17 protein-coding genes and 1 pseudogene are annotated in these 19,572 nt (G+C 72.4%); 16 read left to right on the forward strand and 2 right to left on the reverse strand.

Going from position 1 to position 19,572, the window contains the following annotated elements; all coding sequences use genetic code 11:
- The 8 genes and pseudogenes from ACSNOH_RS12840 to ACSNOH_RS12875 all read left to right on the forward strand — a co-directional run.
- Positions 1-511 (forward strand): annotated as a pseudogene (locus ACSNOH_RS12840) (serine/threonine-protein kinase); the annotation flags it as partial.
- A 79-nt stretch (positions 512-590) separates the two neighbouring features.
- Positions 591-1,775, forward strand: coding sequence for a cyclic dehypoxanthinyl futalosine synthase (gene mqnC, locus ACSNOH_RS12845; RefSeq protein WP_194960101.1), 1,185 nt, complete (start codon positions 591-593; stop codon positions 1,773-1,775).
- 7 nt (positions 1,776-1,782) lie between these two features.
- On the forward strand, positions 1,783-2,439 hold the full coding sequence (locus tag ACSNOH_RS12850; RefSeq protein ID WP_436721400.1) for an amidohydrolase family protein: 657 nt from the start codon (positions 1,783-1,785) through the stop codon (positions 2,437-2,439).
- Positions 2,440-2,926: 487 nt separating this feature from the next.
- On the forward strand, positions 2,927-3,625 hold the full coding sequence (locus ACSNOH_RS12855; RefSeq protein ID WP_436721401.1) for a demethylmenaquinone methyltransferase: 699 nt from the start codon (positions 2,927-2,929) through the stop codon (positions 3,623-3,625).
- A 127-nt stretch (positions 3,626-3,752) separates the two neighbouring features.
- Positions 3,753-4,667, forward strand: a complete 915-nt coding sequence (locus ACSNOH_RS12860) for a zinc ribbon domain-containing protein (protein WP_436721402.1) — start codon at positions 3,753-3,755, stop codon at positions 4,665-4,667.
- Positions 4,668-4,761: 94 nt separating this feature from the next.
- Positions 4,762-6,039: a geranylgeranyl reductase family protein gene (locus ACSNOH_RS12865; RefSeq protein ID WP_436721403.1), complete on the forward strand. Its 1,278-nt coding sequence runs from the start codon at positions 4,762-4,764 to the stop codon at positions 6,037-6,039.
- A gap of 129 nt (positions 6,040-6,168) precedes the next feature.
- Entirely contained in the window at positions 6,169-6,819 is a 651-nt protein-coding gene (locus ACSNOH_RS12870) for a hypothetical protein (protein WP_436721404.1), read from the forward strand.
- Positions 6,816-7,433 carry a hypothetical protein gene (locus ACSNOH_RS12875; protein WP_436721405.1) on the forward strand — a complete coding sequence of 206 codons (618 nt, stop codon included), beginning with the start codon at positions 6,816-6,818 and terminating at the stop codon, positions 7,431-7,433. The genes ACSNOH_RS12870 and ACSNOH_RS12875 overlap by 4 nt, the downstream gene beginning before the upstream one ends.
- A gap of 3 nt (positions 7,434-7,436) precedes the next feature.
- Here ACSNOH_RS12875 and ACSNOH_RS12880 read toward each other — a convergent pair whose 3' ends face one another.
- Together ACSNOH_RS12880 and ACSNOH_RS12885 are read right to left on the reverse strand one after the other, a co-directional pair.
- The gene (locus ACSNOH_RS12880; RefSeq protein ID WP_436721406.1) at positions 7,437-8,474 is read right to left on the reverse strand and encodes a winged helix-turn-helix domain-containing protein; all 1,038 of its coding nucleotides are present in this window, start codon (positions 8,472-8,474) and stop codon (positions 7,437-7,439) included.
- Between the two features lie 402 nt (positions 8,475-8,876).
- Positions 8,877-9,722, reverse strand: coding sequence for a C40 family peptidase (locus ACSNOH_RS12885; protein ID WP_436721407.1), 846 nt, complete (start codon positions 9,720-9,722; stop codon positions 8,877-8,879).
- 728 nt (positions 9,723-10,450) lie between these two features.
- On the opposite strand from ACSNOH_RS12885, the gene ACSNOH_RS12890 reads away from it, so the two are divergent.
- The 8 genes from ACSNOH_RS12890 to nuoH are packed head-to-tail and all read left to right on the forward strand — an operon-like array spanning position 10,451 to position 19,571.
- Positions 10,451-10,810, forward strand: a complete 360-nt coding sequence (locus ACSNOH_RS12890) for an NADH-quinone oxidoreductase subunit A (RefSeq protein ID WP_030368484.1) — start codon at positions 10,451-10,453, stop codon at positions 10,808-10,810.
- A 10-nt stretch (positions 10,811-10,820) separates the two neighbouring features.
- Positions 10,821-11,375 (forward strand): NuoB/complex I 20 kDa subunit family protein, encoded by a 555-nt coding sequence (locus ACSNOH_RS12895; RefSeq protein ID WP_436721408.1) that lies wholly within the window; start codon positions 10,821-10,823, stop codon positions 11,373-11,375.
- Positions 11,372-12,178, forward strand: coding sequence for an NADH-quinone oxidoreductase subunit C (locus ACSNOH_RS12900; RefSeq protein WP_436721409.1), 807 nt, complete (start codon positions 11,372-11,374; stop codon positions 12,176-12,178). Before ACSNOH_RS12895 ends, ACSNOH_RS12900 begins: the two co-directional genes overlap by 4 nt.
- Positions 12,178-13,500 (forward strand): NADH-quinone oxidoreductase subunit D, encoded by a 1,323-nt coding sequence (locus ACSNOH_RS12905; RefSeq protein ID WP_436721410.1) that lies wholly within the window; start codon positions 12,178-12,180, stop codon positions 13,498-13,500. Before ACSNOH_RS12900 ends, ACSNOH_RS12905 begins: the two co-directional genes overlap by 1 nt.
- Before the next feature lie 20 nt (positions 13,501-13,520).
- A complete protein-coding gene (gene nuoE, locus ACSNOH_RS12910; RefSeq protein WP_436721429.1) occupies positions 13,521-14,342 on the forward strand; it encodes an NADH-quinone oxidoreductase subunit NuoE in 822 nt (273 codons plus the stop codon).
- A complete protein-coding gene (gene nuoF, locus ACSNOH_RS12915; RefSeq protein WP_436721411.1) occupies positions 14,339-15,700 on the forward strand; it encodes an NADH-quinone oxidoreductase subunit NuoF in 1,362 nt (453 codons plus the stop codon). Before nuoE ends, nuoF begins: the two co-directional genes overlap by 4 nt.
- Positions 15,697-18,204, forward strand: coding sequence for an NADH-quinone oxidoreductase subunit G (locus tag ACSNOH_RS12920; protein WP_436721412.1), 2,508 nt, complete (start codon positions 15,697-15,699; stop codon positions 18,202-18,204). Before nuoF ends, ACSNOH_RS12920 begins: the two co-directional genes overlap by 4 nt.
- Entirely contained in the window at positions 18,204-19,571 is a 1,368-nt protein-coding gene (nuoH, locus tag ACSNOH_RS12925) for an NADH-quinone oxidoreductase subunit NuoH (protein ID WP_436721413.1), read from the forward strand. Before ACSNOH_RS12920 ends, nuoH begins: the two co-directional genes overlap by 1 nt.
- Position 19,572: the final 1 nt, after the last annotated feature.

Here is a 19,572-nt window from a genome sequence, read left to right on the forward strand (position 1 = left end):
CCAGGGCGCCGGCGAGGCATCGCCCCGCCCCCGCCGGCGCCCGGGGGCGAAGGCCCTGGCCGCGGCCGCCCTCGCCGTCGCGGCCGCCGCGACGGCCGTCGTCCTCCTCCTGCCCGGCAAGGGTGGCGGCCCCGCAAGAACCGAGACGAGCACGGGGACGGTCCCCGGCAAATTCCTCGGCACGTGGACGGGACAGATCGTCCAGAGCGACGGCACACCCAACGGCACCATGACCACGGTCATCAAGGACGGCGCCCCCGGCACGTACGTCGTCCGCACCACCTACTCCGCGCTCAACGTCCTGGAGTGCCGCGCCAAGGGCAAGCTCCTCACCGCCGCCCCCACCCGGCTCGTCCTGGAGGAGGCCACCGACGGGACGCCGTCGCTCGGCTGCACGGGCGAGACCGCGCGGATCACGTTCTCCCTGGAGTCGGACGGCAGGCTCGCGTACGCCTCCGAGGACGCCAAGGGAGGCAGCCCGCACGCGACCCTCACCCGCCGGGCAGAGTGAGGGCTGGCGTAGGCTGACGGTCGTGTCAAACCCCCTCCGAAGGGACGCCCCGGTGAGCGAGAAGGCCGAACTCACGCCCATGGATGTGACAGCCGTCCTCGACCGTGCCGCCGCCGGTGGCCGCATCACCCCGGAGGAGGCGCTCGACCTCTACCGGCACGCCCCGCTGCACGCCCTGGGCGCCGCCGCGGACGCCGCCCGGCGCCGCCGCTACGCGGGCATCGAGCACATCGCGACGTACATCATCGAGCGCAACATCAACTACACGAACTCGTGCGTCACGGCGTGCAAGTTCTGCGCCTTCTACGCCCCGCCGAAGAGCGACAAGGTCTGGACGCGCCCCCTCGACGACATCCTGCGCCGCTGCGCGGAGACCGTGGAGCTCGGCGGCACGCAGATCATGTTCCAGGGCGGCCACCACCCGGACTACGGCGTGGAGTACTACGAGGAGCACTTCTCGGCCATCAAGAAGGAGTTCCCGCAGCTGGTGATCCACTCCCTCGGCGCGTCCGAGGTGGAGCACATGTCGCGGATCTCCGGCGTGAGCGCCGAGGAGGCGATCCGCCGCATCCACGCCGCGGGCCTCGACTCCTTCGCGGGCGCCGGCGCCGAACTCCTGCCGGCCCGGCCGCGCAAGGCCATCGCGCCGCTGAAGGAGTCCGGCGAGCGCTGGCTGGAGATCATGGAGCTGGCGCACACCCTGGGCGTCGAGTCGACCTCCACCATGCTCATGGGCACCGGCGAGACGAACGCCGAGCGCATCGAGCACCTGCGCATGATCCGTGACGTGCAGGACCGCACGGGCGGCTTCCGCGCGTTCATCCCGTACACCTACCAGCCGCAGAACAACGTGCTGAAGGGCCGTACGCAGGCGACCGTCTTCGAGTACCTGCGGATGATCGCCGTCGCCCGGCTCTTCCTCGACAACGTCGCCCACATCCAGGGCTCCTGGCTGACCGTCGGCAAGGAGGCGGGCCAGCTGTCGCTGCACTACGGCGCGGACGACCTGGGCTCGGTGATGCTGGAGGAGAACGTCGTCTCCTCCGCCGGCGCGAAGCACCGCTCCAACCGCATGGAGCTCATCGACCTCATCCGCAAGGCGGGCCGCGTCCCGGCGCAGCGCGCCACGACGTACGAGCACCTGGTCGTGCACGAGGACCCGGCGAACGACCCGGTCGACGACCGCGTGGTGTCGCACCTGTCGTCGACGGCGATCGAGGGCGGCACGGCGCACCCCGAGCTGAAGCTCATCGACGCGGGCTGACGGCGCGTTGCTGACGCTGCACACAGCCGGTCTGCTGCTGACCGGCGCCCCGGGCGCGGCTCCCGTGCCCGGCGGCGCCGTCGCCGTGGACGGCGGCACGATCGCGGCGACCGGCCCGTACGAGGAGCTGGCGGCGGCCTTCCCGGGAGCGCGGGTGCGGCGGTGGCCGGGCCTGCTGACGCCCGGTCTGCGCCAGTGGCACACGGTGGCGCTGCTGCGCGCCTACCACCCGGACCCGCGCGAGTACGACGAGCTGGGCGACCGTCCGCTGACGGGCGAGCGGCTGGCGGCGCTGGACATGAGCGAGACCCGCCGGGCGGGCAGTGTCCGGCGCGGGCTGCAGCAGATGCTCAGGCACGGCACGACGGCCGTGGCCATGACGGGGACCGCCAAGGACCCGGTGGTGTCGGCGGCGGTCGCCCGGTCGGGGCTGCGGGTCGTACCGGCTCTGCTCGCACCGGGGATCCTGCTCGACCGGCCGGACCTCGATCCGCTGCGGGAGGGGCGGGATCTGCCCGGCTCGGTCGCGGAGCCTCTCGCCGCCGGCGGACGCGCCGACCTCGCCGCCTTCGACGTGCCCGGCGAGGCCGCCCTGCTGGAGGCGGGCGCGGGGACGTGCGTGGCGACGGTGCTCGCGGGACGGCTGGTGTACCGGCGCCGCTGAGCCGGGGCGTCGATGAGCCGTACGGGCCGCCGAGCCGGCGCGTCGATGACGCCGTACGGGCTGCTGAGCCGGCGCGTCAACGACGCCGGACGGGCCGCCGAGCCGGGCGCGTCAACGAGCCGTGTGCGCCGCCGAGCCGGCGCGTCAACGAGCCGTATGGAGCGCGTTCCCGCACGTCAGGAGCCCGTCAACGCGGAGGGTTCCGGTCCGGTTCGCCCGGCAGGATGGGCATCGCGGGGACGGCCGCCACGGGCGTCCCGCGGTGTCACTGTGGAGGGCCCTGGCAACGATTCCGTACGCCGGGCCGGAAGAGCGCGCCACGCCGGACGGGGGGTCCGGCGGTCCCGGGGAGCGGGGGCTCCCGGGACGGGCGCGGCAGGCACCGCGGGACGGCCGGTCCTTCCCGGGCGCGCGCCGTCCCCGTCCAGCCCCGCCCCCGCAACGACCCTCCGCGTCCCCTCCCGCCCCGGGGGTGAACAATGGGGGCGTGACCCGAGCATCCCTGGACAAGCAGCCGCACGAAGTCGCCGCGATGTTCGACGACGTGGCGGCCAAATACGACCTCACCAACGACGTGCTGTCGCTCGGCCAGGCCCGTCTGTGGCGCAAGGCCGTCGCCCGGGCCGTCGCCGCCCGCCCGGGGGAGAAGGTGCTGGACCTCGCGGCCGGCACGGGCACCTCCTCGCTGCCGTTCGTCGCCGACGGGGCGTACGTCGTCCCCTGCGACTTCTCCGTCGGCATGCTGCGCGAGGGCAAGAAGCGCAACCCGTGGATGCCGCTGACCGCCGGCGACGCGACGCGCCTGCCCTTCGCGGACGGCGTGTTCGACGCCGTCACGATCTCCTTCGGGCTGCGCAACGTGCAGGACACCGGCGCCGCGCTGCGCGAGATGCTGCGGGTCACCCGGCCCGGCGGCCGCGTGGTGATCTGCGAGTTCTCCACGCCCACCTGGGCGCCGTTCCGCACGGTCTACACCGAGTACCTGATGCGCGCCCTGCCGCCGGTCGCGCGCGCGGTCAGCAGCAGCCCGGACGCGTACGTCTACCTGGCCGAGTCGATCCGGGAGTGGCCGGACCAGCCGGCGCTCGCGGGGCTGCTGCAGCAGGCGGGCTGGTCGAAGGTCGCGTGGCGCAACCTGACGGGCGGCGTCGTGGCCCTGCACCGGGGGACCAAGCCGGCCGGCTGAGCCGTCCCGCGGGGGCGGTACGGGCCTTCCCCGGCTCCCACGGTTTGTCATGGGCAGGGCGTCAACGGTCGATACGATCAAGACCCCCCGCCCTCCGTACCGACCGTCCCGAGACCCGGAGCGCCCCATGACCGTCTGCCCTCACTGCGGTACCCCGTTCGTCCGGGAGGAGGCGCACTTCTGCATGAAGTGCGGGCGGCCGCGGACGTACGCGGGGGCCGCCCCCGAGCCGCTCGCCGCCATCACCCCGACGCCCGACTTCTACACGTTCCCCACCGCCCGCCGTCGTCCCGCCCTGCTCAAGTGGGTGGGCGTCGGCGTGGCGGCGTGCGTGCTCGGCGGGGCCGTGGTGGGCGGCGTGCTGCTGACGCAGCACAAGAAGGACGACGGCAAGCAGCACACGCTCGGCATAGACGACGAGACGCCCGCCGCACCGGCCCCGCCCCCGGCGAAGCCGAGCGCCACCGCGAGCCCGTCGCCGTCCGCGTCGGCATCCGCGTCGCCTTCCGCCTCCGCGTCGGCGTCCCCCTCGCCGTCGGAATCCGTATCCGCCTCCCCGTCGGCGTCCGGCTCCGGGTCCGCGGAGCCGGTGCCCGGCGGCTACGAGAAGGTGACCGCCCCGGAGGGGTTCGCGCTCGCGGTGCCCAAGGGCTGGCACCGCGAGGACAAGGGCAGCGGCCAGATCGACTACACGGGCAGCGCGGGCCCCGAGCACCTGCGGATCGGCATCGTGCACGACACCAAGCAGGCGCCGTACGAGCACTTCCAGGAGCTGGAGAAGGGCGGGGCGGGGCAGAACGGCTACCGGCGGGTCTCGCTGACGCGGAACACCTTCCAGGGCCGTCCGGGCGCCCTGTGGGAGTGGACCTGGACCGAGAAGTCCACCGGCCGCACCATGCGCGCCTACAACCAGGCGTACGTGGACGCTTCGGGCACCGAGTACGCCATCATGTTCGCCGGCCGGGACGAGGGGGACGCCACCCGCAAGCCCTTCGACGCCGCGCTCGGCTCCTGGCAGGCCGGCCCGCGCTCCTCCGGCTGACACTCCTCCGGGGCGCGGGTGCCCCCGCCCGGGGCCGGGCGGGCGGCTCATAGACTCGGGTGACCAGTCCTCAGCCGAACCGGGAGAGCCGACCGTGACCGATACCGAACACTCCGCGGATGTGATCGTCGTCGGGGCCGGCCCGGCCGGCTCGACCACCGCCTACTACCTCGCCAAGGCCGGACTCGACGTCCTCCTGCTGGAGAAGACGGCGTTCCCGCGCGAGAAGGTGTGCGGCGACGGCCTGACCCCGCGTGCCACCAAGCAGCTCGTGGCGATGGGCATCGACATCTCCGAGGAAGCGGGCTGGCTGCGCAACAAGGGCCTGCGCATCATCGGCGGCGGCGTCCGGCTGCAGCTCGACTGGCCGGACCTCGCCTCCTTCCCGGACTACGGACTGGTCCGCAAGCGCGACGACTTCGACGAGCAGCTGGCCCGCAACGCGGTGAAGGCCGGCGCCCGGATGTACGAGCGCTGCAACGTGGGCGCGCCGGTCATCGACGACCGCACGGGCCGGATCGTGGGCGTCGAGGCGAAGCTCGGCGAGGAGAAGACGCCGGTCACCTTCCGCGCCCCGCTCGTCGTCGCCGCGGACGGCAACTCCTCCCGGCTGTCGCTGGGCATGGGCCTGCACCGCCGCGAGGACCGCCCGATGGGCGTCGCCGTGCGGACGTACTTCACCTCCCCGCGCCACGACGACGACTACCTGGAGTCCTGGCTGGAGCTGTGGGACCGGCGCGGCCCGAAGGACCGGCTGCTGCCCGGCTACGGCTGGATCTTCGGCATGGGCGACGGCACGAGCAACGTCGGCCTGGGCGTCCTCAACACCTCGGAGTCCTTCAAGGAGCTGGACTGGCGCGAGGTCCTCAAGGCGTGGTGCGCCTCGATGCCCGAGGACTGGGGCTACACCCCGGAGAACATGACCGGCCCGATCCGCGGCGCCGCCCTCCCCATGGCCTTCAACCGCCAGCCGCACTACACGCGCGGCCTGCTGCTCGTCGGTGACGCGGGCGGGCTGGTGAACCCGTTCAACGGCGAGGGCATCGCGTACGCCATGGAGTCCGGGCAGATCGCCGCGGACGTCATCGTGCAGGCGCACGCGCGCGCCTCGTACGCGCAGCGCGAGCTGGCCCTGCAGCGCTACCCGAAGATCCTCAAGGACACGTACGGCGGCTACTACACGCTCGGCCGGGCCTTCGTGAAGCTCATCGGCAACCCGAAGGTCATGAAGATCGGCGCCCAGCACGGGCTCACGCACCCGCTGCTGATGAAGTTCACGCTGAAGATGCTGGCGAACCTCACGGACCCGACGGGCGGGGACGCGATGGACCGCATCATCAACGGGCTGAGCAAGGTGGCGCCGAAGGCGTGACCGGTGCCGGAAGGGCTAGCCCTTTCGTGTAGTTCTGACGCTGTTTCGGCGTGTCGCCTTTTCGGGAGAAATGGGATAGTCCGGTTCCGCTACGGGGCCGGTCCGCCTTCTCCCGAAGGGAACGCGCTCATGAACGCAGCGCAGAGAGCTCCGGCCCGCCGCACCGCCCGGCTCGCCGCCGTGGCGGCCGCAGTCTTTCTTCCCGCGACCGCGCTCGCGGCGCCGGCCCACGCGGCCTCCTCCTGCACGGTCAACGGCGTCCCGCAGCCGGGGCCCGTCATCAACGGGACCTCCGGCCGGGACGTCATCACCTGCTCGTTCTTCGAGCAGGGGCACGTCATCAACGCGCTGGGCGGGGACGACGTCATCACCTTCACCGGCTCCACGCAGGGGCGGCTCAACGCGGGTGACGGAAGGGACCTCGTCACGCTGACGAGCGACGCCGAGCTGGCCCCCGGCGGCGATCTCGACGGTCAGGCCGGCGGCGACCTGATCAATCTCTCCGGCGACGTCCTGGGGACGGTCCGCGGCGGCCAGGACGGCGACGCGATCAGCCTCCTCGAGGGGGCCACCACCGCGTCGACCACCCGTATCCGCGCCGCCAAGGGAGCTGACTTCGTCACCTTCTTCCCCGGGGTCGTGAACAGGGGGCTGGTCGAGGGGGGCGACGACAACGACGTCATCACCGTTCCCGACAACCAGGGGACGGTCGACGGCGGCCCCGGCGACGACATCTGCTTCGTCGGCGGCACCCCACCGCTCAACTGCGAGTTCCCGTGACCGGCCGCTCCCTCCGCCCGGGCGGAGCCCTCGCCGTCACCGCGGCCCTCGTGCTCGCGGGGACCGTCCTCGCGTCCCCCGCCCACGCCGATTCGACGTGCACCGTCAACGGCGTCCCGGTGCCGGGGCCGCTCATTCGCGGGACCGAGAGCGCCGACACCATCGTCTGCGCCGATGGTGTGGACGCCGCGACCACCGTTGACGCCCTGGGCGGTGACGACGTCATCACCCTCACCGGTGCCGTCAGCGGGGTGGTCCGTGGCGGTGCCGGCGACGACCACGTCACCCTCACCAGCGGCACGCTCACCGGAGGCGTCGAAAGCCAGGAGGGCGCCGACACCCTTGAGATCAACGGGGTGATCACCGGCCACGTCCGGGCCGGTCAAGGTGATGACGGGATCACGGCGACCGACGTCGGCAGCGGCGGGGAGATCCGGGGCGCCAAGGGCAAGGACACCATCACCGTGTCCGGCGCGGTCGCTTCCGGCGGCTTCGTTCACGGCAACGAGGACGCCGACACCCTCCACGTCAACAGCAACGAGGGCACCGTGAGCGCGGGCGGCGACCCCGGCGACCAGTGCACGGTCGACATGGGCCTGCCCTGCGTGGACTGATGCTCAGACCACCCCGTCGAGCAGCGCCTGCCCCAGGGGCGTCAGCGTGTGCAGCACGGACGGCCCCGTGCGGCGCGTGGTGAGCAGGCCCGCTTCCCGCAGGACGGTCGCGTGCTCGCTCGCCGAGGCCGGGGAGATCCCGGCGCGGCGGGCGAGCTGCGCGGTGCTGCCGCCGTCCGCGGCCGCGTCCAGCACGCGGGCGCGGGTGCGCCCGAGCAGCGCGGTCAGCCGCGCGAGGTCGCCGGCGCCGCGGCCCGCGGGGCCGGCAGGGGCGGCGAGCACCGCCTGGTAGGCGGAGAGGTCGAGGGCGACCGGGTAGCAGAGGTCGATGGGCGCCTCGTCGTCCGCGCTGTGGGCCCGCGCCGTGGGGTGCGGCCAGAAGAACGAGGGCGTGAGGGTCAGGCCCCGTCCCGCCAGGTGCACGTCGTGGAAGTCCCGGTGGAAGCCCTCGTTGTGCCGGCAGGGTACGTGCAGCACGGGCGACTCCCAGCGCACCGTGGGGTGCAGGGTGGCCAGGAGGTGTTCCACGCCCTGCTCGGCGGCGATGCGCATGCGGCGCGTGCGGTCGGCCTGCACGCAGGCGGTCACCTGCGACCAGTAGGGGGCGAGGGCCGTGTCGTAGTACGAGCGGAAGGCCTGGTCGACGGTGCGGGCGGCCGGGCGGTCGGCGGTGTGCAGGTCGCCGAACCACTGCGGCACGGGGCGGTGGTCCAGCGCGCACTCCAGCTCGGCCGTCCAGACCTTCTGCGGCAGCGCCCACACGGACTCCAGGCTCTCGGTGAGCGTGGTGGCCCCGTCCTCGGCGTGCAGGAACGCCTCCGGGAGGTACTCGCCCATGTCCGCCGGGGCGAGCTCCAGGAGGGGGCGCATGAGGGGGCTCAGGCCGCGCTGGGTGCGCTGCCGCCAGCCGTCGAGGGCGATCCCGCCCATCCAGCGGTTCTGCAGCACCGGCAGGCTCAGTGCCGCCTCCGCCAGGGGATCCGGGCCGGGCGTGAGGCGCACCCTGCCGAGGTCGTCCGGGCCGAAGTGGATGCGGAGCACGTCGACCGACGGTAGCGCGGGGCCCCCGCGCGGGGGAACCTCCGCGGAGAGCTTCGCGCGGAGAGCCTCGCGCAGAGAGCTTCGCGTGGAGACGGCGCGCGCCGCGCCCGGATTCGGCCCCCGCCGAAGGGCTTTGTCCCGCCGGTGACGGTGCTTGCAGACTTCACATACCGGGACGGGCGCTTCTCCAGCGGCTCGGAGGGCCCGTCCCGGTACGGGGGAGGCCGGACGGGTCCTGGGGAAGACGGGGGCCGCAGGGCGTCCGGCCGGCGGCCGCGCCGCGGGCCGTGCGGGGGACACGGCCGCCGGCGGGCATGCCGAAGGGCCGCCGTCCCGAGCGGTGGGACGGCGGCCCTTCGTACGTCTGCGGAATCCTCGGCCCTTGACGGGCCGTCAGTCCCTTTAGAGGACGCGGACGGCGCCGGTGGGCGGCGAGTAGCTCATGTCGCGCTCGACGATGCCCGTGCTCGGGTTCTGCGCGCCGATGAACTTGCCGCCGCCGACGTACACGGCCACGTGGTACGCGCTGCCCGCGGAGCCCCAGTACAGGATGTCGCCGACCTGCAGGTTGCTCAGCGAGACCTGGGTGCCGGCCGTCGACTGGTCCTGCGAGACGCGCGGCAGGCTGATGCCGATCTGGTTGTAGGCCGCCATGACCAGGCCGGAGCAGTCGTAGGAGGACGGGCCGGTGGAGCCCATCACGTACGCCTTGCCGAGCTGGGCCTCCAGGAAGGAGACCAGGGTGGCGGTGGAGCCGGTGGCGGCGCCCTTGGCGGAGGACGAGGCGGCCGTGGCCGCGTCCTCGGAGGTCTGGGCGGCCGACTTGCCGCTGAGGCTCTTGCGCTCGGTGGCGCGGGAGGCGCGCTCGGCCTCCTGCTGCTCGCGCTTCTCCTTGGCGGCGGCGGCCTTGCGCTCCGCCTCGGCCTTCCGCGAGGCCTCGTCCGCGGCCTTCTTGGCGGCGGCCTCGACCTTGCTGGTCGCCTCGTCCTGCTGCGCGCGGTCCTGGAAGTCGAACGACGTCTGCTGGGTGGCCGCCGCGCTCTGCGCGATGGACGTGGCCAGGGCCGCGTTGACCGCGGGCATCTCGACGGTCGACTCGACGGGCTTCTCGGCGGCGGTGGCGGAACCGGCGCCGGCCACGGCCAGGGTGCTGAGGACGCCACCGGCAACACCAGTGCGGACGACCCACGACTGGGTGGCCGTACGACGGGGCTTCCGGTGGCTGGTTATGTGCGCGTTGGGGGACATGGGACAACGGACTATCAGTCCGCGCAGGTTGAGTTCAATAAAGGTGACGTGCGTCACAATTGACGTGCACGCGCCCAGAATTCGGGCATTTGATCACGGGAACATCACGGCGGCCGATCGTCCGTGAACCCCTATCGGCCGCTTCAGCATGGGGTTTTAGCCACCGGTCATGATCGGCGATGGTCATATCACCATCACGGCTCGCATGTCGAGGCTACCCACGAAATCCGGCCCCCGAACCTTCCGGCGCGTGGCACAGCTCACGTCCCGGCCGCCCCGCACGCGCCCTCGTGAACGAAGGCACCGACCGGCCCCGCGCGGCGCCCCGCGGGCGACACCGGGTCAGCCGGCCCCGCGCTCATATCAGTTGACCGCAGCACATGCCAATTTGCATGCATGGTGCACCTCTTGATAGTGCGCCACCCTTCCGACCAGGCGCCGAGCGTCCTAATGTCACCCCTGGTGATCACTTGTGCGCTTCGTGTACGAAGATCGCCGCTCATCCGACTTGATGATCGTTCGTCAGGTGGTGGAGATCACAAACGCGGGTGTGTACCCCGTGTCGCAGATCACAGACCGGCGGGCATAGGATGCAATCGACCCGGGCTTGTGAACTGCCTCACATATCGGCGATCTTCGCGGTGATCTCCGGTGGCCCGCGGGGGCGGTCCGCCCGGCCGGGTCCGGTCCATCCGGCAGTCAGCGTCGACTGGAAGGAGCGAGGAGCGGTGAACGCCTACGCGCCCATCCTCGTACTGGGAGCCCTCGGGGCAGGCTTCGCGATCTTCTCCGTGGTCATGGCCTCGATCGTCGGGCCCAAGAGGTACAACCGCGCCAAGCTCGAGGCCTACGAGTGCGGTATCGAGCCCACCCCGCAGCCCGCGGGCGGCGGGCGCTTCCCGATCAAGTACTACCTGACGGCGATGCTCTTCATCGTCTTCGACATCGAGATCGTCTTCCTCTACCCCTGGGCCGTCACCTTCGACGCCCTGGGTCTGTTCGGGCTCGTGGAGATGCTGCTCTTCGTGCTCACCGTCTTCGTCGCCTACGCCTACGTCTGGCGCCGCGGCGGCCTGGAATGGGACTAGGGGGCACCACATGGGACTCGAGGAGAAGCTGCCCAGCGGCTTCGCGCTGACCACCGTCGAACAGGCCGCCGGCTGGGTCCGCAAGTCGTCCGTCTTCCCGGCGACCTTCGGCCTGGCCTGCTGCGCCATCGAGATGATGACCACCGGCGCCGGCCGCTACGACCTGGCCCGCTTCGGCATGGAGGTCTTCCGCGGCTCGCCCCGACAGGCCGATCTGATGATCGTGGCCGGCCGGGTCAGCCAGAAGATGGCCCCCGTCCTGCGGCAGGTCTACGACCAGATGCCCAATCCCAAGTGGGTGATCTCCATGGGCGTCTGCGCCTCCAGCGGAGGCATGTTCAACAACTACGCGATCGTCCAGGGCGTCGACCACATCGTGCCGGTCGACATCTACCTGCCCGGCTGCCCGCCGCGCCCCGAGATGCTGATGGACGCGATCTTGAAGCTGCACAAGAAGATCCAGGGCGAGAAGCTCGGGCCGCACCGCGAGCAGGCCGAGCGCGAGGCGGAGGAAGCCGCCCTGAAGGCCCTGCCCCTGATCGAGATGAAGGGGCTGCTGCGATGAGCGGACCCACGGCCGCCGGCGGCGAGAAGCCGGGCGCGGGCGGCGAGAAGCCCGCCGCCAACGGCGTGAACCCCACCGCCAACGGCGTGAACCCCGACAAGGACATGAACGCCCAGAACCTCCCCGGCCAGCGCGGCGAGCACGGCGAGGCCATCCGCGTCCAGCGCGGCATGTTCGGCGCCCGCAACGGCGGCGACACCACCGGCTACGGCGGGCTGGTGCGCACCGTCCGGCTGCCGGGCGAGGCCACCCGCCCCTACGGCGGATACTTCGACGAGGTGGCGGACGAGCTCGAAGGAGCCCTCGAAGAACAGGGCCTCCTCCCGGCGAACGCGATCGAGAAGACCGTCGTCGACCGCGGCGAGCTCACCTTCCACATCGCCCGCGAGCACCTCCCGCGCGTCGCCCGCACCCTGCGCGACGACCCGGCGCTCCGCTTCGAGCTGTGCACGGGCGTGAGCGGAGTGCACTTCCCCGAAGACGCCGGCCGCGAGCTGCACGCCGTCTACCACCTGCGCTCGATCACCCACAACCGGGTGATCCGGCTGGAGGTGAGCGTCCCCGACGCCGACCCGCACCTGCCGTCGATCGTGGACGTCTACCCCACCAACGACTGGCACGAGCGCGAGGCCTACGACTTCTTCGGCCTCGTCTTCGACGGTCACCCCGCGCTCACGCGGATCATGATGCCGGACGACTGGCAGGGCTTCCCGCAGCGCAAGGACTACCCCCTCGGCGGCGTCCCCGTCGAGTACAAGGGCGCCCGCATCCCGGCTCCGGACGAGCGGAGGTCGTACAGCTGATGAGCGCATCACAGGCAAGCCCGCGCGAGACCACGGAAGGCACCGTCTACACCGTCACCGGCGGCGACTGGGACGAGCTGGCGGCCGAGGCGAAGGCGGCCGACGACGAACGCATCATCGTCAACATGGGGCCGCAGCACCCGTCCACCCACGGAGTGCTCCGCCTGATCCTGGAGATCGACGGCGAGACCGTCACCGAGGCCCGCTGCGGCATCGGCTACCTCCACACCGGCATCGAGAAGAACCTCGAGTACCGGACGTGGACGCAGGGCACCACCTTCGTCACGCGCATGGACTACCTCACGCCGTTCTTCAACGAGACGGCGTACTGCCTGGGCGTCGAGAAGCTCCTGGGCATCGAGGAGCAGGTCCCCGACCGCGCCTCGGTCATCCGCGTCCTGCTGATGGAGCTGAACCGAATCTCCTCCCACCTGGTGTGCATCGCCACCGGCGGCATGGAGCTCGGCGCCACCACGATCATGATCTACGGCTTCCGGGACCGCGAGCTCGTCCTCGACATCTACGAGCTGATCACCGGCCTGCGCATGAACCACGCCTACGTCCGCCCCGGCGGCCTCGCGCAGGACCTGCCGCCCGGCGCCGTGGACCAGGTGCGCGCCTTCGTGAAGAAGATGCGGAAGAACCTCCCGGAGTACGACAAGCTCGCCACCGGCAACCCCATCTTCAAGGGCCGCCTGCAGGACATCGGCTACCTCGACCTGGCCGGCTGCATGGCCCTCGGCGCGACCGGGCCGATCCTGCGCGCCACCGGCCTCCCGCACGACCTGCGCAAGTCCCAGCCGTACTGCGGCTACGACACCTACGACTTCGAGGTGCCGACCGCCGACACCTGCGACGCGTACGGGCGCTTCCTCATCCGCATCGAGGAGATGCACCAGTCGCTGCGGATCATCGAGCAGTGCCTGGACCGGCTGGCGCCCGGCCCGGTCATGGTCGCGGACAAGAAGATCGCCTGGCCCGCGCAGCTGGCCCTCGGCCCCGACGGCCTCGGCAACTCCCTCGACCACATCAAGAAGATCATGGGCACCTCCATGGAGGCCCTGATCCACCACTTCAAGCTGGTCACGGAGGGCTTCCGGGTGCCGCCCGGCCAGGTGTACACCGCGGTCGAGTCACCCAAGGGCGAGCTGGGCGTGCACGTCGTCAGCGACGGCGGCACCCGCCCGTACCGCGTCCACTTCCGCGACCCGTCCTTCACCAACCTGCAGTCCATGGCGGCGATGTGCGAGGGCGGCCAGGTGGCCGACGTGATCGTCGCGGTGGCGTCCATCGACCCCGTGATGGGAGGCGTCGACCGGTGACACATGACGTACAGCTGGGGATGCCTCAGCTTCCCCCGCCGGACTATCCCGCCGAGGTGCGGGAGCGGCTGGCGGCCGATGCCCAGGAGGTGATCGGCCGCTATCCCGACAGCCGCAGCGCCCTGCTGCCGCTGCTCCACCTCGTCCAGGCCGAGGAGGGGCACGTCACCCGGACCGGCCTGCGCTTCTGCGCCGAGACGCTCGGCCTGACACTCGCCGAGGTCACGGCGGTCGCCACCTTCTACACCATGTACCGGCGCGAGCCGGGCGGTGAGTACCAGGTGGGGGTGTGCACCAACACCCTGTGCGCGGTCATGGGCGGCGACGCGATCTTCGAGGGGCTGCGCCGGCACCTCGGGGTGGACAACGGCGGCACCACCCCCGACGGCAAGATCACCCTTGAGCACGTGGAGTGCAACGCCGCGTGCGACTTCGCGCCCGTCGTGATGGTCAACTGGGAGTTCTTCGACAACCAGACCGTCGAGAGCGCCAAGGCCCTCGTCGACGACCTGCGCGCGGGCCGCCCCGCCGAGCCGACCCGCGGCGCCCCGCTGTGCACCTTCCGGGAGACCTCCCGGATCCTCGCCGGCTTCCCCGACCCCCGCCCGGGCGCGGTCGAGGCGAGCGGCGGAGCGGGCCCGGCCTCCCTGGCGGGCCTGCAGCTGGCCAAGGGCGAGCGGCCCGGGGCGGCGGCCCGGGTCGGACCGCCGCGCGGCGCCCCGCCGGCCGCCGCTCCCGGCCGGCCGGAAGAACACCTCAGCTCCCACGACGCGCCGCAGAAGACGTCCGCCTCGGACCCCGAGCACCCCGCAGGGCCCGTCACCGAGGAGGGGGAGGGATGACCATGGCACCAGCGATGGGGGAGACGAGCCCGGAGAAGCTGCTCGCCCCCGTGCTCTCCGCGTTCTGGGACGAGCCGCGCTCCTGGACGCTGGAGACCTACCTGCGCCACGACGGCTACCAGGGCGCGCGCAAGGCGCTCGCGATGGCCCCCGACGACGTGATCGCCTACGTGAAGGACTCGGGCCTGCGCGGCCGCGGCGGCGCGGGCTTCCCGACCGGGATGAAGTGGCAGTTCATCCCGCAGGGCGACGGCAAGCCGCACTACCTCGTGGTCAACGCGGACGAGTCCGAGCCGGGCGCCTGCAAGGACATCCCGCTGCTCTTCGCCGCGCCGCACACCCTCATCGAGGGCATCCTGATCGCCTGCCACGCGATCCGCTCCAACCGGGCCTTCATCTATCTGCGCGGCGAGGTCGTCCCCGTGCTGCGCCGGCTGCACGAGGCCGTGCGCGAGGCGTACGCCGCGGGCTACCTCGGCACGAACGTCCTCGGCTCCGGGCTGGACCTGGAGCTGACCGTGCACGCGGGCGCGGGCGCGTACATCTGCGGCGAGGAGACCGCCCTCCTCGACTCGCTCGAAGGCCGCCGCGGCCAGCCCCGGCTCCGGCCCCCCTTCCCCGCGGTCGCCGGCCTCTACGCCTGCCCCACTGTGGTGAACAACGTCGAGTCCATCGCGTCGGTTCCCGCGATCCTCCACCGGGGCAAGGAGTGGTTCCGCTCGATGGGCACCGACAAGTGCCCCGGCTTCACGCTGTATTCGCTCTCCGGGCACGTCGCGAACCCCGGCCAGTACGAGGCGCCCATGGGCATCACCCTGCGCCAGCTGCTCGACATGAGCGGCGGCATGCGCCCCGGCCACCGGCTGAAGTTCTGGACGCCGGGCGGCTCCTCCAGCCCCATGTTCACCGCCGAACAGCTCGACGTGCCGCTGGACTTCGACAGCGTGGGCGCGGCCGGCTCGCTGCTGGGCACCAAGTCGCTGCAGTGCTTCGACGAGACGACGTGCGTGGTGCGCGCGGTCACCCGCTGGACGGAGTTCTACGCGCACGAGTCGTGCGGCAAGTGCACGCCCTGCCGCGAGGGCACGTACTGGCTCGTCCAGCTCCTGCGCGACATCGAGGCCGGCAAGGGCCGCAAGGCCGACCTCGACAAGCTCGCCGACATCTCCGACAACATCAACGGCAAGTCCTTCTGCGCCCTGGGCGACGGCGCCGCGGCGCCCATCCTCTCCTCGCTGCAGCACTTCCGCGCGGAGTACGAACAGCACATCACGGGCAAGGGCTGCCCCTTCGACCCGTCGAAGTCGACCCTGTGGGCCGACGGCCCGCAGAACTTCCCCCTGGAGGTGAACGCGTGACGGTCACGACGTCTGCCCCCTCCGGAGGAGGGGGCGCGAAGCCGCCGCCGGAGGACCTCGTCTCGCTCACCATCGACGGCGCCGCGATCACCGTCCCCAAGGGGACGCTGGTCATCCGCGCCGCGGAGCTGCTGGGCATCGAGATCCCCCGCTTCTGCGACCACCCGCTGCTCGATCCGGCCGGCGCCTGCCGGCAATGCATCGTGGAGGTGGAGGGCCAGCGCAAGCCGATGGCGTCCTGCACCATCACCTGCACCGACGGCATGGTCGTCCGCACGCAGCTGACCTCGCCCGTCGCGGAGAAGGCGCAGCGCGGCGTGATGGAGCTGCTGCTGATCAACCACCCGCTGGACTGCCCGGTCTGCGACAAGGGCGGCGAGTGCCCCCTGCAGAACCAGGCGATGACGGCGGGGCAGGCGGACAGCCGCTTCGAGGGCCGCAAGCGCACCTTCGAGAAGCCGGTGCCCATCTCCCCGCAGGTGCTGCTGGACCGCGAGCGGTGCGTGCTGTGCGCGCGCTGCACCCGCTTCTCGCAGCAGATCGCGGGCGACCCGATGATCGAGCTGCTGGAGCGCGGGGCGCTGCAGCAGGTCGGCACGGGCGAGGGCGTGCCCTTCGAGTCGTACTTCTCGGGCAACACCATCCAGATCTGCCCGGTGGGGGCGCTGACGTCGGCGGCGTACCGCTTCCGCTCGCGCCCCTTCGACCTGGTGTCGTCGCCGTCGGTGTGCGAGCACTGCGCGGGCGGCTGCGCGCTGCGCACGGACCACCGGCGCGGCAAGGTGATGCGCCGCCTGGCCTCCGACGACCCGGAGGTCAACGAGGAGTGGGTGTGCGACAAGGGCCGTTTCGCGTTCCGCTACGCGCAGCGGCCGGAGCGCTTCACGCACCCGCTGGTGCGCGGCGCCGAGGGCGTGCTGGCGCCCGCGAGCTGGCCGGAGGCGCTGGAGGCGGCGGCCCGGGGGCTTGCGGCGGCGCGCGGCAGGACGGGCGTCCTGACGGGCGGCAGGCTGACGGTCGAAGACGCGTACGCGTACGCCAAGTTCGCGCGCGTTGCGCTCGACACGCACGACGTCGACTTCCGGGCCCGGGTGCACAGCGCCGAGGAGGCCGACTTCCTGGCCGCCCGCGTCGCCGGGCGGGGCCGGGACCTCGACGGCAGCGGCGTCACGTACGCCGCGCTGGAGAAGGCCCCCGCGGTGCTGCTGGCGGGCTTGGAGGCCGAGGAGGAGGCGCCCGGCGTCTTCCTGCGGCTGCGCAAGGCCTGGCGCAAGCACGGGCAGCGCGTCTTCGCGCTCGCCCCGTTCGCCACCCGCGGTCTGGAGAAGGCGGGCGGCACGCTGCTGCCGGCCGCGCCCGGCACCGAGGCCGCGTGGCTGAAGGCGCTGGCCGGCGGTACGGACCTGGACGCCGGCGGGCAGGAGGCGGCCGGCGCCCTGCGGGCCGGCGGCGCCGTGATCGTCGTCGGCGAGCGGCTCGCGGGCGTGCCCGGCGCGCTGACCGCCGCCGTCGCCGCGGCGACGGCGACCGGCGCGCAGCTGGTGTGGATCCCGCGCCGGGCCGGCGAGCGCGGCGCGGTCGAGGCGGGGGCCCTGCCGGGGCTGCTGCCCGGCGGGCGCCCGGCCACCGACCCGCGGGCGCGCGAGGAGACCGCGGCCGCCTGGGGCGTGTCCGGCCTGCCGCGCAGCCCGGGCCGGGACACCGGCCAGATCGTGGAGGCGGCCGCGCGCGGCGAGCTGGGCGCCCTGCTGGTGGGCGGCGTCGAGGTCGCGGACCTGCCCGACCCGGCCCGCGCGCGGGAGGCACTGGACGCCGTCGGCTTCCTGGTCAGCCTGGAGCAGCGGCCGAGCGAGGTGTCGGACCGGGCGGACGTCGTCCTGCCGGTGGCCGCGGTCGCGGAGAAGGCGGGCACGTTCCTCAACTGGGAGGGCCGCGCACGGCCGTTCGAGGTCGCCATCAAGCCGGACCAGCTGCCGCGCCGCCACGTGCCCGCGGACGCTCGCGTGCTGCACATGCTGGCCGACGCCATGGGCATCGGCCTGGGGCTGCCGGATGCCGGCGCCGCGCGAGCGGAGCTGCGCCGCCTCGGCACCTGGGACGGGGAGCACGCCGCGGACCCGGCGGAGGCCGCCCGGCCGGTGCCGCAGCCGGGCGCGGGCGAGGCGGTCCTCGCGGGCCACCGCATGCTGCTCGACCAGGGCCGCCTGCAGGACGGGGACGACGCCCTGGCCGCCACGCGGCACGCGGCGCTCGCCCGGCTGTCGCCCGCGACCGCCGCCGAGGCGGGGGTGCGCGACGGCGAGCTGCTGGCGGTGACGGGCCCGGCCGGCACGGTACGGCTGCCGCTGCGCGTGACGGCCATGCCCGACCGCGTCGTGTGGCTTCCGCTGAACTCGGCGGGCGGCGGCGTCGCCGCGGACACCGGGGCGCGCCCGGGCGAGCTCGTACGGATCGGGGCGGATTCCGGTGACGGCACCGGGACCGGGACACCGGAGGCGCGGTAGTGAAGACTGTGGAGGCTTACCGCCTGAGCGAGCTGGCCGCCGGGGACCTGTCGGTGTTCGGCCGGGACCCGTGGTGGCTGATCGTCGTCAAGGCGGTCTTCTGCTTCGCGTTCGTCATGCTGACCGTGCTGTTCTCGATCGTCTGGGAACGCAAGGTCGTGGCGTGGATGCAGCTGCGGATCGGCCCCAACCGGCACGGCCCGTGGGGCATGCTGCAGTCCCTCGCGGACGGCATCAAGCTGATGCTGAAAGAGGACGTGATCGTCAAGCGGGCGGACAAGGCGGTCTATCTGCTGGCCCCCGTCGTGGCGGCCGTCCCCGCGTTCATGGCGATCGCCGTGATCCCCTTCGGCCCCGCGGGCAACGAGATCTCGGTCTTCGGGCACCGCACGACGATGCAGCTCACGGACCTGCCGATCGGCGTGCTCTACATCCTCGCCACGGCCTCGGTCGGCATCTACGGCATCGTGCTCGCGGGCTGGTCGTCCGGCTCGACGTACCCGCTGCTGGGCGGCCTGCGCTCGTGCGCGCAGATGATCTCGTACGAGATCGCGATGGGCGTCTCCTTCGCCGCGGTCTTCCTCTACTCGGGGTCGATGTCGACCTCGGCGATCGTGGAGGCTCAGCACGACCGCTGGTACGTGCTGCTGCTGCCGGTCTCCTTCCTCGTCTACATCGTGGCGATGGTGGGGGAGACCAACCGGGCGCCGTTCGACCTGCCGGAGTCCGAGGGCGACCTGGTCGGCGGCTTCAACACCGAGTACTCCTCCATCAAGTTCGCGATGTTCATGCTGGCCGAGTACGTCAACATGGTCACCGTCTCGGCGGTGGCCGTGACGCTGTTCCTGGGCGGCTGGCGGGCCCCGTACCCGGTCTCCGCGTTCTGGGAGGGCGCGAACCACGGCTGGTGGCCGCTCCTGTGGTTCGTGGTCAAGCTGCAGCTGCTGCTGTTCTTCTTCATCTGGCTGCGCGGCACGCTGCCGCGGCTGCGCTACGACCAGTTCATGAAGCTGGGCTGGAAGGTCCTCATCCCGGTCTCGATGGTGTGGCTGATGCTCGTCGCCTCGGTGCGGGCGCTGCGGAACGAGAACTACGACTTCCAGCAGATCGTGCTGTACGTGGGCGGTGCCGTCGTCGCGGTCCTGCTGCTCTCCCTCGTGGCGGACGTCTTCCGCAAGGGCGAGCGCGGCCAGGGGGACGGGGAGGCCGCGCCGGAGCGGGAGTTCGACCCGGCGGGCGGCGGGTTCCCCGTGCCGCCGCTGCCCGGGCAGACCCTGCCACCGGTGCCGCGCCGCAGGCCGCGCCGTGACGGAGAGCTCATTGTCAGTGGTGGGCCCGATACTGTGCGTGACGGAAAGGAGGGCTGAC

Source organism: Streptomyces sp. URMC 127, from assembly GCF_051386535.1.
Taxonomy (GTDB): Bacteria; Actinomycetota; Actinomycetes; order Streptomycetales; family Streptomycetaceae; genus Streptomyces.

Coding starts and splice junctions, on each gene's coding strand:
- nuoE (WP_436721429.1), top strand. CDS start 13,521: ATGCCTCAGCTTCCCCCGCCGGACTATCCCGCCGAGGTGCGGGAGCGG.
- mqnC (WP_194960101.1), top strand. CDS start 591: ATGGATGTGACAGCCGTCCTCGACCGTGCCGCCGCCGGTGGCCGCATC.
- nuoF (WP_436721411.1), top strand. CDS start 14,339: ATGACCATGGCACCAGCGATGGGGGAGACGAGCCCGGAGAAGCTGCTC.
- ACSNOH_RS12900 (WP_436721409.1), top strand. CDS start 11,372: ATGAGCGGACCCACGGCCGCCGGCGGCGAGAAGCCGGGCGCGGGCGGC.
- ACSNOH_RS12860 (WP_436721402.1), top strand. CDS start 3,753: ATGACCGTCTGCCCTCACTGCGGTACCCCGTTCGTCCGGGAGGAGGCG.
- ACSNOH_RS12885 (WP_436721407.1), bottom strand. CDS start 9,722: ATGTCCCCCAACGCGCACATAACCAGCCACCGGAAGCCCCGTCGTACG.
- ACSNOH_RS12905 (WP_436721410.1), top strand. CDS start 12,178: ATGAGCGCATCACAGGCAAGCCCGCGCGAGACCACGGAAGGCACCGTC.
- ACSNOH_RS12870 (WP_436721404.1), top strand. CDS start 6,169: ATGAACGCAGCGCAGAGAGCTCCGGCCCGCCGCACCGCCCGGCTCGCC.
- ACSNOH_RS12895 (WP_436721408.1), top strand. CDS start 10,821: ATGGGACTCGAGGAGAAGCTGCCCAGCGGCTTCGCGCTGACCACCGTC.